Source organism: Puniceispirillum sp. (SeqCode), from assembly GCF_965657105.1.
In the GTDB taxonomy this organism is placed as follows: domain Bacteria; phylum Pseudomonadota; class Alphaproteobacteria; order Puniceispirillales; family Puniceispirillaceae; genus Puniceispirillum.
The window spans coordinates 19087-32863 of record NZ_CBFHNB010000001.1 but is presented as its reverse complement, the minus strand read 5'-3'; the positions used below and the strand labels follow the sequence as shown (position 1 = coordinate 32863).

Genomic DNA, 13777 nt, shown 5'->3' with positions numbered 1-13777 from the left:
TTTGTCTGGGTTGATAAAATCAGCGGAACGGGTGGCCGAAAATGCCAGCCGTTTCGTGTCTAATTTAGCAGCAATTATTCTGTTTTTGCTTGTTGTTCTGACCTGCGTAGATGTGATTGGCCGCTACTTTCTATCGATGCCTGTTGTTGGCGCGGTCGAACTTGTGCGCATATGTATGGCAGGCATTATCTTCTTTTCTCTTCCGGCGATGTTTTACCGAAATGATCATGTGACAGTTGATTTAATCGGCTTTTTTGCTAAAGGCCGAATTGGCTGGATGATCAGTATTGTGATGCTGGTTATTTCGATTTATGTGGCCTACCGCATAGGTGGTCGTGTGTTTGATTATGCTGTGCGCGCATTGGAGGATGGTGACAAGACTGAATATCTGGGCATTCCCCGGGTGATTACCGTGACCTTTATTACGCTATCTATTTATACGGCGGCGGTGCTGGCCTTTATCCGTTTGCTGGTTGTGTTTTCAAATCCCAGCAAAGATTTTTCTGCTGATGATGAGGATGTCAAATGATCGTAGCGTTGATTGGTTTTGCCGCTGTCCTTGTGCTGGCGTTTATGCGGATGCCGCTGGGTATTGCGCTAGGTCTTGTCGGCGTGATTGGTTTTGGCGAGCTGTCCAGCTATCGCGCGGCGGTCTCAAGTGCCAGCCGACTGGTGATTGATTCAGGTCAGTCCTATGGCTTGTCGGTTATTCCTTTGTTTATTCTGATGGGGCTGATGGTTGAACGTGGCGGCATGGCGCGTGAATTATACCGTGCAGCTTATGTGTTTCTGGGGCATCGCAAAGGTGGGTTGGCGATGTCAACAATTTGCGCCTGCGGCATGTTTTCAGCGATTTGTGGATCGTCTTTGGCGACAGCCGCCACCATGTCCAAAGTGTCTATGCCTGAAATGCGGCGTTACAAATATGACGATTCATTGGCCACCGCGTCGATTGCGGCTGGCGGTACGCTGGGCATTTTGATTCCACCAAGTGTTATTCTGGTGATTTATGGATTGATGACCGAAACCTCGGTTGGAAAATTATTTATTGCTGGAGTTTTGCCAGGTCTTATCGGTGTTCTGTTCTATCTGCTTGCCGTCATGGTTGTGGTTTCGCGTAATCCTGTAGCTGGCCCGGCAGGTGAAAAAAGCAGCTGGGCAGACCGGCTGATTGCGCTTCGTGATGTATGGACTACGCTCGGTTTATTCATTTTTGTAATTGGGGGCATCTATGTGGGTGCCTTTACGCCTACGGAAGCGGCCGGTATGGGTGCGGCTGGCGCGATGCTGATCGCATGGCGGCGGGGGGCGTTGAACATATCCTCGGCGATGGCAGTGTTACGCGAGACAGCTTTGACGTCGGCTAAGTTGTTTTTGCTGTTATTCGGTGCTCTGATCTTTTCAAACTTCGTCAATCGAGCGGGGTTGCCTTCAGCGCTTATCGATATTGTCACAAATTTTGATGTTTCGCCATTGGGCGTAATTTTTATTATCCTGCTGATTTATGTTTTGCTGGGATGTGTGTTTGAATCGATGTCGATGATCCTGTTGACAGTTCCTATCTTTGCACCGCTAGTTCAAGGATTGGGATTTGATTTGATCTGGTTTGGCATTTTGGTTGTCGTCGTGACAGAAATTAGCCTGATAACGCCGCCGATTGGTTTGAATGTATTTGTGCTCAAAGGGGTGCTGAAAGACGTTTCGGTTAAAACCATTTTCAAAGGTGTCACACCATTCTGGGTCGCCGATATATTACGGCTAATGCTACTGACCTTCGTGCCCGCCATTTCATTATTACTGCCTTCGATGATGTGAGTGGCCATAGCCGACAGGCTTAACCAGCTGTTTGCTTGCGCCAGCGATCATAAAACTGTGATATGGCTAGGCCGGTCAGAATAATAGCCAATGCCGAAATAAAATGCCCAGGCAATGCCTCGGACAGGGCTATGGTTCCGATAAGAACCGCCCAGACAGGCACCTGATAATTCACTAGCGACAAGAAGCTTGGCCCAGCACGATTTATCAGCACGGTCAGTAGTAAAGTTGCCAGCGCGGTTGGAAAAATAGCTAGATAGAGAATTCCTGCTAATGCGCCCGTTTCCGGAATGGCCGGAATGCCCTCAATATAGAATGCAGTTGGCAAAAGCATAATGCTACCTAGCATAAGGCCTGTTGCCGAATATGACAGGGTGCTAATTGGTGGACAAAGGCGTGTGTTGATGGAGCCGATGGCATAACAGCAACTCGCCATCACACAGGCAAATTGTGCCGTCATGATAAGCTTTGACTCGGTTCCCAAAATAGCAAAAGACAGACCAAGCTGGTCACCGCCAACTAGCATGACAACACCGCCAAAACCGAAAAGGAAACCAACGCCCTTGGCCATACTCATGCGCTCACCTGGCACCATGTAATGTGCCAACGGTAACACGAATAACGGCACAACAGCCATGCAGATACCCGCAAAACTGGAGGTGACGATCTGTTGTCCCCATGACAATAAGGTAAAAGGTAGCACGTTGGTAAAAACCCCCATTGCAAAACAATGTAGCCATATGCGCCGGTTGGTTGGGGTGTCAAATTTGGGCAGACCATCCCCAAAAAGCACAGCTATGAATAACAGAATAATAGCTGCAATCGCCACGCGCCCTGCGGCGATACTAATGGGGCCATAGCCGGTAAGTGCCATTTCAACGCCCAGAAAACTGGCGCCCCAGATCAATCCCAAAATAGCAAGGATCATCCAGTCCTGAAAGGTGGGCGATGAAGATATTACTTTGGTTGATGCCATAAGGGGACGCTACCAGAAACAAACGATAAAGACATAATTATATTGCGCCCATGAAAAGACAGCCGCCTCAAAAGGCGGCTGTCAGGGATATTATATTCGGGCTGAATGAACAGCGTTAGGCAACGTTCTGCTGACGCATATCATCTGGATTGATGCCAGCGACTTCAACAGGCTTTTTCATCGCGTCACGACGGAAAGGCTCGCCTAGTTCCTGATTAAGCATGACTTCGATAAATGTTGTCTTGCCATCTTTCATCTGCGCGTCAATCGCTGTGTTCAGTGCATCTGTCAGACCGTCCATGCTGGTCGCAACAATGCCTTCGACGCCACATGCCTTGGCAATGCCAGCATAAGAAACCTGCTGGTCAAGCTCGGTACCGACAAAATTATCTTCAAACCACAAAGTTGTGTTGCGCTTTTCCGCGCCCCACTGATAGTTGCGGAAGATCACCATTGTGATGGCAGGCCATTCTTCACGGCCAATCGCAGACATTTCATTCATTGAAATACCAAAGGCACCGTCACCAGCAAAACCGACAACTGGTACATCGCGCTTGCCAATCTTGGCACCCATGATTGCTGGAAGACCATAACCGCAAGGACCAAACAGGCCTGGTGCCAGATATTTACGGCCTTCTTCAAAGGCTGGATAAGCATTGCCGATGGCACAGTTATTTCCGATGTCTGATGAGATGATCGCATCTTTTGGCAAGGCTGACTGAATTGCACGCCATGCCATACGCGGTGACATTTTTTCTGGCTCGCGTCCGCGTGCACGCTCGTTCCATGTTGTGCCCGGATCATCATCCTCATGGTCAAGCGAGGTCAGTTCCTGTGCCCAAGATGATTTTGTATTGGCGATTAATGCGACACGTTCTGCACGTCCAGCATTACCAGCGTCATCGCTAACCTTAGCAAGCAAGCTGGTTGCGACTTTCTTGGCGTCACCAACAATGCCGACAGATACCTTTTTGGTCAGGCCAATACGATCAGGGTTGATATCAACCTGAATGATTTTGGCGTCTTTTGGCCAGTAATCGATGCCGTATCCAGGTAAAGTCGAAAACGGATTTAGGCGTGTGCCTAGTGCCAGCACAACATCGGCTTTGGCAATCAGTTCCATACCTGCTTTTGAACCGTTATAACCCAGTGGGCCGGCAAAAAGCGGATGTGATCCCGGGAATGCGTCATTATGCTGATACCCACAACAAACAGGGGCATCAAGCTTTTCCGCAAGTTTAATCGATGCTTCAATTGCATCGCCAATGACCACGCCAGCACCGTTTAAGATGACGGGAAACTTGGCGGTTGAAAGCAATTTGGCGGCTTCATCAAGGGCTTGTTCACCACCGCTTGGGCGCTCAAACTCGACAATAGCAGGCAACTCGATATCGATGACCTGTGTCCAGAAATCGCGAGGAATGTTGATCTGTGCTGGTGCAGAGCAACGCTTGGCTTGCAAGATAACACGGTTCAACGTCTCGGCAATACGGGTTGGGTCGCGGACCTCTTCCTGATAGGCAACCATATCCTTGAACAAAGCCATCTGTTCGACTTCCTGGAAGCCGCCCTGACCCAAGGTCTTGTTAGCAGCTTGCGGCGTTACCAGAAGCAAAGGTGTGTGGTTCCAATAGGCTGTTTTAACAGGTGTTACAAAATTTGTAATACCAGGGCCATTTTGTGCGACCATCATTGACATCTCGCCGGTTGAGCGTGTGTAACCATCGGCCATCATACCTGCGTTGCATTCATGTGCAGCGTCCCAGAATGTGATGCCAGCCTTTGGGAACAAATCTGAAATAGGCATCATGGCTGAGCCAATGATACCAAAAGCATGCTCAATGCCATGCATTTGTAAGACTTTTACGAAAGCCTCTTCGGTTGTCATTTTCATTTACTTAACCCTCTTTGAATACGTTGATCAGGCGGCCCAAAATACGTGTTGACTAAATGCGTCTCCTGAAAGGTAATGCGGTTAGCCAAATATGTTGTAAAGGCTTTGTTTAGCCAATTATGCTTTTTATCTACTATGAATCTTGAGCCAAGCCAAGCCGACTTTGGCGCCAGATCAATGTAAAAATAGATCCAGATGGGAAACATTACAGTTACCGTTGCCATAATGGCCATATTAAAAACTGATATTATTAACTTTAGGGTAGTTTGTCATCAATATCTGTCAGTAATTCAGCCGTGATTTCGGCGCTATGTTCGCCGCATGTTGGCGGTGAATATCGATAGGATACAGGGGTTTTGCTGAATTTGACAGGGTTGCCGATCAGGTCTATTTTTCCGCTTTTGGCGGTTGCATGTGGCAAAGAAATTTTCATGTCACGCGCGGTTACCTGCTCTGACTCAAACACCTCAGGCAACGTGTTGATTGGGCCTCCGGGGACGCCATATTGCTCCATTTTGGCAACCAGTTCAGCTTTGGTTAGTTTGGCGATTTCGGCAGTAAGAATAGGTATCAGGCTATTGCGGTTTTTGACCCGATTCATATTGGTCAGATAGTCGATATGGGTAGCCAGATCAGCGCGCCCAATTACCTCGCAGAAGCGAGCATATTGTGTATCATTGCCAGCAGCCACAACGATATGTCCGTCAATGGTGGCAAACACTTGATAGGGCACAATATTGGGATGAGCGTTGCCAAGCCGCTGTGGGGGCTGCCCTGAGGTCAGGTAATTGGTGCCATTATTGATGAGCCATGCCACCTGGGTATCGGCAAGGCCGATATCTATATATTGGCCGTCTCCAGTTCTATTGCGATGTTGCAAGGCCGCAAGCACCGCGGTGCAGGCATAAAGGCCGCATACAACATCAGCAACAGCCACGCCAACTTTCATTGGCTCGCCATCGGGGGCACCAGTCAGGCTCATGATTCCACCAAAGGCCTGTGCCAGTAAATCATAACCTAGCAAATGTGCATTGGGGCCGGTCTGGCCAAAGCCGCTAATGGCGCAATAGATGATGGCAGGATTAACGGCGGCGATGGAATCATAATCAAGACCATATTTAGCTAGTCCGCCAACTTTGAAATTTTCGACCATTATATCGCACTGTGCTGCCAATTTGCGCACAGTTTCAGCCCCTTCGGGCGTGGTGATATCAATGGCAAATGACCGTTTATTTCGGTTTGATGACAGGTAATAAGCGCTTTCGGCGGTTGGCATGCCGTCTGATCCGGTTACATAGGGCGGTCCCCAAGCACGCGTATCATCCCCAAGCCCAGGTTTTTCCACTTTGATAATATCGGCGCCATAATCACCCATTAGCTGTGTACAGGTTGGCCCCGCAAGGATGCGTGACAGGTCAAGAACCCTAATACCTGATAAAGGGCCGTTGTTTTTAGGGAATTGTGTGTCTTTTTCAATCATGTTTTACCGTATGGCTAAATATATAAATATAACAATGTACTTTAAGAGCGGATGCTTGACAGGTACATTCCTGTCGGCATCATGTTAGCCTTGATCTGGCGAGACTCAACAGAATAACCAAAAATACGCAATTTTAAGATGGGGTAGGTATCATGCATCAGCATTATCAGGCACTGGGGAAAAACAAGGCTAACTATGTGCCGCTTTCGCCATTAAGTTTTATTCAACGGACAACGGATATATTTGGTGATCGTACAGCACTTATTTATGGCGACCGCCGCTATAGCTGGTCAGAGACCTATGATCGTTGTCGTGCATTGGCGTCTGCGCTGGTTAAAATGGGGCTTGGCCTTGGTGATACGGTATCGGTGATTGCGGCGAATACCCCTGAAATGTTTGAAGCACATTATGGCATTCCGATGGCAGGATGTGTTCTGAATACTCTGAATACAAGAATCGAAGCCGAAACAATCGCCTATATTCTGGATAATAGTGATAGTCGTTTATTGATTGTTGATACAGCATTCCATGAAACGGTGGTTGCTGCCTTGAAACTTCTGGGTCGTGACATTCCGGTTATAGATATTCGTGATCCGGCGCTTGGTGATTTGCCGCATATTGGTGATCGTGATTATGAAGCGTTTATTGCAACAGGTGATAAAGATTATGACTGGGAACTGCCCGAAGACGAATGGCAGGCGATTGCATTAAGCTATACATCAGGTACATCTGGCCGTCCAAAAGGCGTGGTCTATCATCATCGAGGATCATATTTGATGAGTGTTGGTACCGTCACCGCATGGGAATTGCCTCGCCATCCGACCTATCTTTATGTAGTGCCGATGTTTCATTGCAATGGCTGGGGTCACGCCTGGACGATGGCTTTAATGGCGGCAACGATTGTGCTGACCAGAACGATCACGGCCGCATCAATTTTTGATAATATTGAAAAGCATCAGGTTACACATTTTGGCGGCGCGCCAATTGTTCTGTCATTACTGGTCAATGCCCCAGAAGATACACGGCCAAAGCTGGACTATAAGATCAAGGTGCTGACTGCGGGCGCACCCCCGCCAGCCGCAATGTTGGAAAAAACAGCAGCAATGGGGCTAGAGGTCATGCAGGTCTATGGTCTGACTGAAACCTATGGCCATGTTACACAATGCCTATGGCGCGCAGAATGGGACGCATTGACATTCGCGGAACAGGCCGACATTCAAAGTTGGCAGGGGATTGCCTTTCCTGTCGTTGAAAGTAGTGCTGTTGTTGAAAGCGCAACAGGCAAGGAAGTGCCCCGTGATGGCGAAACCCAAGGAGAAATTGTGGTACGCGGCAATGTGGTAATGAAGGGCTATTATAAGGATGCCGAGGCGACTTCAGCAGCGATGCGTGATGGCTGGTTCTATTCAGGTGATGCGGCGGTATGGCACAAAAATGGTTATGTGCAGATCAAGGATCGCTTGAAAGATGTGATTATTTCGGGTGGCGAGAATATCTCATCAGTTGAAGTTGAGGGATATCTATACCGTCATCCAGATGTGATTGCAGCGGCGGTGGTAGCCAAGCCTGATGATAAATGGGGTGAAGTGCCATGCGCCTTTGTTGAGCTTAGAGACGGGGCAACCATCACCGAAGCAGAGTTGCTGGAATGGTGCCGTGGGCAAATGGCAGGCTTTAAACGGCCAAAAGCCATTACATTCGGTGAATTGCCCAAAACATCGACAGGCAAAATCCAGAAGTTTGTTTTACGCCAATCCATTCAGGATTAGCGCTTCGATTGGCTGTTATTTTTTCTTGATGTTATTTCTTCCGGCGCAGAAGCTTTTCGCCACCAGCTGACCGCGTGTTTGGCTTGCTACCTGCGCGGCTATTTGGCTTTGATTTTGGCTTGCCAGCTCTAGCAAAGGCTGGTTTGCCGCCACGGTCATCGGGTTTTCTGTCGCCCCGATTATGGCTCCGGCTTTCGTCACGGCTTTCATTACGGCCACTATGTCGTTTATCGCCAGAATCTGTACGCGCGCCAAATGGTGGCTTTTTCCCGAATGATGGCTTTTTACCGAATGACGGTTTACCGTCCTTGCCACTTGCTTCGTCTCGGTTTCTATCTTTTTGTGGCCGGTCACTACGTTGTGGGCGGTCATCATGTGAACGCGCGGGGCGATCGTCAGCCTTGTCCCATGATTTTTTCGCAAATGGTTTCTTGCCAAAGCTAGGCTTGCCACCCGGTTTTCCGGTTCGCGCCGGTTTGCTGTTGGATGATGGTTTTGACGCGCCACGTGTCGAGCGGTTTTCATCATTGGCACTATCGTCATGCGATGACCATTTGTTATTTGCCCGTGGGTTACTATCACCAGGTTTTTTGTTCCATTTTCTGGTGCTGGCGTCCCCTTCACCTTGGCGCGCTGGTTTGCGGCCACTATCAGAAGAGCGGTTATTGCCACGTCCGCTGTCTGCGCGGCGACTGTCCGAACGACCACCTTCTGATCGTTCACCTCTAGACCGATCAGATCCGCCGCGGTTGCCCGGACGTTGGTTGCTCGGACGTTGGCGGCTACGACCTTTGGCTTTGGCAGGCTTGGCCTTAAAATCAGTGACTGGTTCGCCATCCATGTCGAAAAGCTCCACACGGGCGCCAACAACCGCTATGATAGCCGCAAGGCGCGGCTCTTCAGGCGGAGAACAGAAAGATAAAGCTAGGCCACCAAGCCCCGCACGACCTGTTCGGCCAATCCGGTGAACATAGGCCTCGGGTGTGTCAGTCAGGTCAAAATTGACCACATGCGACAAGCCAGCAATATCAATACCGCGCGCAGCCACATCGGTTGCGATCAGGCCCTGTAATCGTCCATCACGGAAATTACGTAGCACTTTTTGACGCAGACCCTGGCGCATATCGCCATGCAATGTATCAACAGCAAAGCCCCGATCTTCCATGAATTTGGAAAGTGCATCGGCGCGTCGTTTGGTACGCACAAATATCAAGCATTGACCAGTGTCTTCATGATTAAGCACATCGCACAGCCGGTCACGCTTGTCAGCTTCGGCCATCAGGGTCACATGTTGGGTGATTTTGTCGGCAGTGATGCCCGATTGTGGCGCTTTAACCCGCTCAGGATCTGTCAGAAATTCATTGCCAAGCTTTTCAATTTCGGGGGGCATTGTGGCCGAAAACAGCATAGTCTGGCGGTCAGCTGGCAAGGAAGCAGAAATATGCTTCATTGCCGGATAAAAACCAAGATCAAGCATATGATCGGCTTCGTCCAAAACCCAATGAGTAATGCCGGACGGGTCGAATGAACCGCGCTCCATAAGATCCATGAGCCGGCCAGGTGTGGCCACAACAATATCAACACCACGTTTTAGCCCACGAATCTGACCTTCATAACGCGCACCACCAAATACGCAGATATGACGTATATTCATATCAGCAGACAGGCGCGAGAGATTTGCTGAAATCTGATTCGCCAATTCACGCGTTGGCGCTAATATCAGCGCCTTTGGAGGCTGGCCTGAACGCACGCTTGGCGAATAACTCAGCTGGGTCATGAGTGGCAGGAGAAAGGCCGCCGTTTTGCCAGTGCCAGTTTGAGCCAGACCAATTAGATCATGTCCTAACAGTAACAGTGGTATCGACATTTGCTGGATTGGTGTTGGAACAACCAACCCCTCGCGCGCAAGAGTACCAAGCATATTTTCGGGTAAGTCAAAATCGGCAAATTTACCGTTCGCAGAAGGTTGATCTGCGGAATCAGCATCATTAAGGCTTGTCATAAGTAAAGTTTCCAGCAACAGCTTTTGGAGGGCGCTTTACACAAACCGCGCCTATTTGTTAGGCGGTTTATGCGCCCTAGTGGTGTTTTTGTCAATGCAGGGGCGGATCGGGACAATTCGCGGGCAAAATTGATGCAACACATACAAGGCAAAGATGGCATTTCTTGATGAAATGCGGCATATAAATAATGTGGTCCCGTAGCTCATCAGGATAGAGCGACAGATTCCTAATCTGTAGGTAGGGGGTTCGAGTCCCTCCGGGATCACCAGCAGCCGGCCAGATAACGCGCTAAATGCCCGTAACGATCGCCAGAGACGCGGTTGATGCGTTTGGTTATCATTATGTGAGTGGCCTACATGCCGAGACCAGCCCTATGGACTTTGTCAGGCGGTTGTGGGGTGATGCCAAGGGCGATTTGTTGCAATCCGATATATTGTTTTTCAGCCGTGCGTATATTGGCACGGCGCGCGTCGATGATTTGCTTGTCGATCACATCAAGCCGTGCTTTGTCTTGATTTAACAGGCGCGTCCAATGCGATTTGAAGAATTGTCGGGCTTCATCGCGGGGAAGGCCACCAATGCGGTTTCTGGGGCGGGCATGGCTTTCATCGACAGCTTTATAGCTTGCCGGATTCTGAATTATTTGAACCAGCTTCTCGGTAATGGCTAGATCAAATAGTGCATCTTCAAGACTGCCTTTCATCGCTTTGCTATTGGCGTAATAGGCAAGTTCAAACGCAAGCAGGCTTTTTTCGCCGGAAAGAATGTCACTAATAGTCCCATTCTTGCCAAGATCGCGAAACAAGTCACATTGGCGCGCACGAACGTCTTTATGCCTTTGTACAGCTCCCGGCGCACCCAGATCGCGCACATATTCAAATTCACTTGCAAGAGCGAATTCGAGTTTATCGATCCAACCAGCCATGGCCATATTTTCTATCTGCTAGATCAGTACGAAAACCACGCTCACGAATATGCGCGGCTCCACGGGCGATCTTGATTGCCATCAGGCTTTCTGGCTGAAACAGAATTAGTTTTGCAAGGCGCGTTGCTTGCTCGTCATCATCAGCAATCACCGCATCGGCAAACGCGTTGATCAATTTTGTGTTTTCCGGCCCCACATCAGCTGGTGCCGTCTGGATTGTGTGTTCGTCCATTTATCCCTCCGTTTTCTGAAGCCAAATGGATAATATCGGCTTTTTCTACACCTGACAAATTAGCGAAGTGGCATATTTGGTAGAAGTTTATCAAAATATTAAGAGTCACAATGTGAAACCTCGATAACTGATATGAGTAGGAAAATGTATATTATTACCTCTGCTGTTACATTCCATGTCATTAAGTTCTACCTTAATTTTCCTATGCAGCATTTTGATCTTGGTGAGTAGAACCATCGCAGCCTGACCATGATTTGGTCTTGTATCTTTTAAAGGTTAACAAAACACCAGTAAAAATCTACGATTCGCAATGCATTATTATCGCAATAGTTGTATTTTAATATTGTATATATTTCTCATGCTCAAAATACGAACTTTAAGCACATGAAAAAGGGGTTTGTTTTAAGTGTTAATAAACAGTATTTTAATAAGTATTAAATTAAGGTTAATAAACTAAAAATATCATGAATGTTTATCTATAAGGTTTACATTCTTTAAGTTGTATAAAAATTAGCAATTAACCGAAATTTTACTTTATCTACCTATGATATTACGACTGTTCCAGTCCTTACCCCCAGACTGGAGACGTCGCACTTATGTATGCGTATTTAACGTGCCTAACAAATCATGTCTTTCTGACGTGCCGCCTAATCGGTTTCATAAAATTACCAACCACAAAACTACTGATATTGCTGCGCAAAATGTCAGCCCACAGTGGGCCTTTTGTAGCGGTATGCATGCTTTGCGTTCTTTCTGGATGTGGCGGCGGTGGTGGAGCTGGATTGTCGGTAAGTGAAGTGCCGCCAGTTGAGGATACACGCTTTGATGTTAATGATATTGGTGTGCGCACAGATAATCTGAATGAAGGTGCTTTAGATGATGCTGACACGCTTGCGCCATCCTATTTTGAAACGGCGGAATATTGGGGCAATGCCTATGGCGCCTCACCTTTAGCTGTTACAAATTTCAGCGATGCTTACGCGCGCGGCTGGACGGGTAAAGGAAGCCTAATTGTTATTGCCGATACAGGCATTGATGCAAGTCATGTGGATCTTGCGTCCAAAATCAAATATGGCATTGATTTTTCAGGCACTGGGCTAACTGACACAAATGGACATGGCACACATGTGGCTGGAATTGTGGCGGCAGCCAAGAATGATAGTGGAATGCATGGCGCTGCGTTTGATGCGGATCTGGCGATTGCCAAGGTCACAAGCGGCTGGAGTTACAGTTTCCAGATTGCGCGCCAAGCTGCCGCTTGGGGTCGTGATTTGGGTGCTGTCGCAATCAATATGAGCGCGGCTTATCTACGGGATGCAAGTTTTGAAAATACCCTCGTGAAGCTGGACGACGGTTCTTATTACAGCACACATGCTTACCATGGTGTTAATGGCTACTATAACAGCTTAGGCGATGCTTATGCGTGGAAAACAGCTTTGGGATCAGATCAGGTGCTGGTCAAGGCGGCTGGCAATGATGGCACCATTTATAGTGCTGGTTATAACCAACTGGCCACCGCCACGGACGATAATGGTGCGCTGATTCTAGACGGACAGATGCTGATCGTCGGTAATTGGGATATGGATGGCGAGTTCCTGCGTGGTAATGCGGCCGGCAATGTGTGCGTGACCTGGGTTGACGATCATTGCCATGATGCTGCAAAAATACAGGATAGCTTCATAATGGCGCCTGGCACCTATATCTATAGCACCTATCACAATGGTGATTACGCTTATCTGACAGGTACCAGCATGGCTGCACCGATGGTCGCTGGTGCGCTGGCAGTGGTGCATCAGATGTGGCCGCATATGTCAGGTAAAAATCTGGCAAAGCTGTTATTGGTGACGGCGGATAAGACCGTCGCGGGCTATGATGTCAATCTACATGGTCAAGGCCTTCTCGATATGGAAAAGGCTACCAGTCCTTATGGCGCTGTGGGGATCCCTACAACAGGACGGGCGGCGGGATCGGTGGCGGCGGTGTCCGGTGGTGCGATAATTGCGGGCGGAACGCCTGCACAATTTGCCGCATTTGGCGAGGTTATGGTGCTGGATTCATTTGAGCGGGATTTCTATGTCAATCTGACAACGCGTATATTGCCAGCAGATGTGCCTCGTACTAGCGTCGCGCGTGCTGGCGGCATCGCGGATCATTACGCAGCCTATTTTAAATCTGACCAGCATGTTGCGCTGCCCATTCTCCTTGGCGATTGGACGCGGATGACATTAGGAGCAGGCATGGCAGAAAATGAGTTTCTAGGCAATCGGCTTAGCGGCAGTTTTGGGCAGGTTAAATCAAGCAATACCGCCTATATCAATATTGACTATAAACGCGATCTATTGGGGCTGAATGGCTTTGCCCAGTTGGCAGGCGGCATGACACATTCCCAAGTTGAAACAAAGGGCAGTTTGCTGACAGGTGTCAGCACCATCTTATCATCAAGCTGGACGGTGGGAGCTGAAATACCAATGCGTCAAACGGACGTTAGCGCGCCATCAAAAATAGGGTTTGCTCTAAGCCAGCCCGTCACAATTGAACAAGGACAGCTAGATTACCGCATTCCTGTTGCACGAACTAAGGCTGGTTCTGTACTCTATAAACATCATGCGGTTGATCTGAAACCAGCCACGCGTGCGCTTAATATGGCTAGCTATTATGGCCAGCCATTATTTGATGGCAGGGG

10 protein-coding genes and 1 tRNA gene are annotated in these 13777 nt (G+C 48.6%); 5 read left to right on the top strand and 6 right to left on the bottom strand.

All coding sequences use genetic code 11. The features are described from left to right. Window position 1 precedes the first annotated feature (1 nt). Both ACTF7Q_RS00135 and ACTF7Q_RS00130 read left to right on the top strand, forming a co-directional pair. Complete coding sequence (locus ACTF7Q_RS00135; protein ID WP_438995829.1) at window positions 2-529, top strand: TRAP transporter small permease; 528 nt, start codon at window positions 2-4, stop codon at window positions 527-529. Further along, window positions 526-1815, top strand: a complete 1290-nt coding sequence (locus ACTF7Q_RS00130) for a TRAP transporter large permease (protein ID WP_438995828.1) — start codon at window positions 526-528, stop codon at window positions 1813-1815. The genes ACTF7Q_RS00135 and ACTF7Q_RS00130 overlap by 4 nt, the downstream gene beginning before the upstream one ends. Window positions 1816-1834: 19 nt before the next feature. On the opposite strand, the gene ACTF7Q_RS00125 is transcribed toward ACTF7Q_RS00130, so the two are convergent. The 3 genes from ACTF7Q_RS00125 to ACTF7Q_RS00115 form a co-directional block, all read right to left on the bottom strand. Next, window positions 1835-2791 carry a DMT family transporter gene (locus tag ACTF7Q_RS00125; protein ID WP_438995827.1) on the bottom strand — a complete coding sequence of 319 codons (957 nt, stop codon included), beginning with the start codon at window positions 2789-2791 and terminating at the stop codon, window positions 1835-1837. 115 nt (window positions 2792-2906) lie between these two features. After that, entirely contained in the window at window positions 2907-4685 is a 1779-nt protein-coding gene (xsc, locus tag ACTF7Q_RS00120) for a sulfoacetaldehyde acetyltransferase (RefSeq protein WP_438995826.1), read from the bottom strand. A 256-nt stretch (window positions 4686-4941) separates the two neighbouring features. Then, the gene (locus ACTF7Q_RS00115; protein WP_438995825.1) at window positions 4942-6165 is read right to left on the bottom strand and encodes a CaiB/BaiF CoA transferase family protein; all 1224 of its coding nucleotides are present in this window, start codon (window positions 6163-6165) and stop codon (window positions 4942-4944) included. Window positions 6166-6317: 152 nt separating this feature from the next. Between ACTF7Q_RS00115 and ACTF7Q_RS00110 the strand changes: the two genes are divergently transcribed. Beyond that, on the top strand, window positions 6318-7934 hold the full coding sequence (locus ACTF7Q_RS00110) for an acyl-CoA synthetase (RefSeq protein ID WP_438995824.1): 1617 nt from the start codon (window positions 6318-6320) through the stop codon (window positions 7932-7934). Window positions 7935-7965: 31 nt separating this feature from the next. On the opposite strand, the gene ACTF7Q_RS00105 is transcribed toward ACTF7Q_RS00110, so the two are convergent. Beyond that, window positions 7966-9936 carry a DEAD/DEAH box helicase gene (locus tag ACTF7Q_RS00105; RefSeq protein WP_438995823.1) on the bottom strand — a complete coding sequence of 657 codons (1971 nt, stop codon included), beginning with the start codon at window positions 9934-9936 and terminating at the stop codon, window positions 7966-7968. A 192-nt stretch (window positions 9937-10128) separates the two neighbouring features. Between ACTF7Q_RS00105 and ACTF7Q_RS00100 the strand changes: the two genes are divergently transcribed. Continuing rightward, a tRNA-Arg gene (locus ACTF7Q_RS00100) sits at window positions 10129-10205 on the top strand. Between the two features lie 84 nt (window positions 10206-10289). Here the strand turns inward: ACTF7Q_RS00100 and ACTF7Q_RS00095 are convergent. Together ACTF7Q_RS00095 and ACTF7Q_RS00090 are read right to left on the bottom strand one after the other, a co-directional pair. Then, a complete protein-coding gene (locus ACTF7Q_RS00095) occupies window positions 10290-10862 on the bottom strand; it encodes a hypothetical protein (protein ID WP_438995822.1) in 573 nt (190 codons plus the stop codon). After that, window positions 10843-11094, bottom strand: a complete 252-nt coding sequence (locus ACTF7Q_RS00090) for a hypothetical protein (protein ID WP_438995821.1) — start codon at window positions 11092-11094, stop codon at window positions 10843-10845. Before ACTF7Q_RS00090 ends, ACTF7Q_RS00095 begins: the two co-directional genes overlap by 20 nt. A gap of 737 nt (window positions 11095-11831) precedes the next feature. Here ACTF7Q_RS00090 and ACTF7Q_RS00085 point away from each other — a divergent pair. Continuing rightward, a partial coding sequence (locus ACTF7Q_RS00085) for a S8 family peptidase (RefSeq protein WP_438995820.1) occupies window positions 11832-13777 on the top strand: 1946 nt, incomplete at its 3' end.